Genomic DNA, 1945 nt, shown 5'->3' on the forward strand with positions numbered 1-1945 from the left:
GTGTCCGGGGTGTCCGGGGACATGCGATGAGGGGGGCGGGCGGCTGCGACGCCGCCATACCGGTCTTCCTGTACCACGCCGTGATGGAGGAACCGCCGGAGTGGATCGCGGAGTTCACCGTCACCCCGAAGGAGTTCGCGGCGCATCTCGACGCGATCGTCGACAGCGGTCGCACGCCCGTGACGGTGAGCGCGCTCGCCGACCACCTCGCAGGGCGGGCGCCGCTGCCCGCGCGGCCGGTGCTGCTGACCTTCGACGACGGGTTCGCCGACCTGCCGGGACCGACCGCCGAGGCGCTGGCCGCCCGGGACCTGGCCGCCACCGCCTATCTGACCACCGGCGCGATCAGTCCGGGCGGGCGCAGTCTGCTGCCGCCCGCCCCCATGATGACCCTGGACCAGGCCGCCGGGCTGGAACGGTCCGGCATGGAGATCGGCAGCCACACCGTCACCCATGCCCAGCTCGACACCCTGTCGGCACGCGCGCTCGACCGCGAACTGCGGGAGTCGCGGACCCTGTTGGAGGACGCTCTCGGGCATCCTGTGCGCCATCTCGCCTATCCGCACGGCTACAACAGCGGGCGGGTACGGCGCATGGCGGCCGCCGCCGGGTACGAGACGGCCACCGCCGTGCGGCACGCGCTGAGTTCGGAACGGGACGAGGCGTACCGCATCGCCCGGCTCATCGTGCGGCGCTCCCACACCGTCGCCGATGTGGAGAGCTGGCTGGCGGGCGGGGGTGCCCGCGTCGCCCCGTACCGGGACGGGCCGAAGACGGTGGGGTGGCGGTGGTACCGGCGGGCCCGCGCGGTGCTGCGCGGGCCCGTGTTCGCGGGCTAGAGCCCGGATCCGGGGCTCGCCCGGTCATCCGAACGGCTGGTTGAGGTAGGGGTCGGAGACCGCCCTGCGAAGGCTGGCCCAGGTCTCGTCGCCGGCCAGAGCCAGGTCGCAGTGGGGGCCGGGGTCGCGGTAGTTCCACTGGAGCGCGGCCTTGACGCCCTCCAGATCCTTCAGGACCCGCGGCACCTGCGCGTACCAGTCGGCCTGCCTGCCCGGACGGGACGGGTCGTCGGCCGTACCGAACTCGGAGAGCATCAGCGGCTTGTCGTCGGAGATGGTCTCGCGGATCCACGCGTGCGTGGCCTGCTGCGTCTCGGCGAAGGAGAGCCAGTCCGCCTTGTGGCACCGGTAGTAGTTGTACTGGTTGTAGGCCACCCAGTCGACGTAGTCGTCGCCCGGATACATCCGCTCGATCAGGTCGGCGTGCTCCAGATAGCCGGTGGTCGTCCAGGTCCACACCACGTTGGTCACGCCCAGTTCCCTGAACCGGTCGTGGATGTGGCGGTAGGCGCGAACGTAGTCCTCGGGGGTGCCGTTCGCCGGGGTGCGGGTGTCCATCTCCAGGTCGAAGGAGAGGAATACCTTCTCGCCGAACTCCTTGACCCGCGCGGCCTGGACGTCGATCACCGAGGCGTCCAGGTCGCCGTCCGCGATCTGCTTCCAGGTGGGCTGCCGTGCCCGCGTGCCGCCCCACCACTTGCTCTCCCAGGAGAGCAGCAGCAGATGTTCCTCACCGGCGACGCGCTGTTCCTCCGGGGTGAGCAACTGGCCCTCCAGCCGGCCCCCTTGGACCGGTGACATGTCGTGGTACGTGTACACGATGTCGAGCTTGCGTCCGATGCGCCGCTCGTAGTCGCGGACCTTCTCCGCGAGGTTGTCCTTGCTGTGCGGCACGAACGCGCCGAACCATGCCCCGCAGGGCGGTTCGAGCAACGCGGTCGGCGCGCACCTGCCGCCGACGGCTGGGGGCCGCGAGCCGGCCGGCCCCGGACCGGAACCGTTCTCCCCCAGCCCGAGGCCACCCTGGAGGAGCAGGACGACGGCCAGGACGGCGCAGGTGACTGCGGCGACGGTACGCAGGCGGGGGCGTGCGCGGGGTGTGCGGG

The 1945-nt window shown here is 71.6% G+C and carries 2 protein-coding genes; one reads left to right on the top strand and one right to left on the bottom strand.

All coding sequences use genetic code 11. The features are described 5' to 3' along the window. The first annotated feature begins 26 nt into the window (after nt 1-26). On the top strand, nt 27-839 hold the full coding sequence (locus tag P1P75_RS41285; protein WP_319265129.1) for a polysaccharide deacetylase family protein: 813 nt from the start codon (nt 27-29) through the stop codon (nt 837-839). A gap of 24 nt (nt 840-863) precedes the next feature. On the opposite strand, the gene P1P75_RS41290 is transcribed toward P1P75_RS41285, so the two are convergent. Next, complete coding sequence (locus P1P75_RS41290) at nt 864-1919, bottom strand: glycosyl hydrolase (protein WP_319265132.1); 1056 nt, start codon at nt 1917-1919, stop codon at nt 864-866. Between the last annotated feature and the right edge of the window lie 26 nt (nt 1920-1945).

The organism is Streptomyces sp. ID05-39B (genome assembly GCF_033794725.1).
In the GTDB taxonomy this organism is placed as follows: Bacteria; Actinomycetota; Actinomycetes; order Streptomycetales; family Streptomycetaceae; genus Streptomyces; species Streptomyces bobili.

What these genes read in the sequence shown, in the direction of transcription:
- P1P75_RS41285 (WP_319265129.1), top strand. Translation starts at nt 27, where the DNA reads ATGAGGGGGGCGGGCGGCTGCGACGCCGCCATACCGGTCTTCCTGTAC.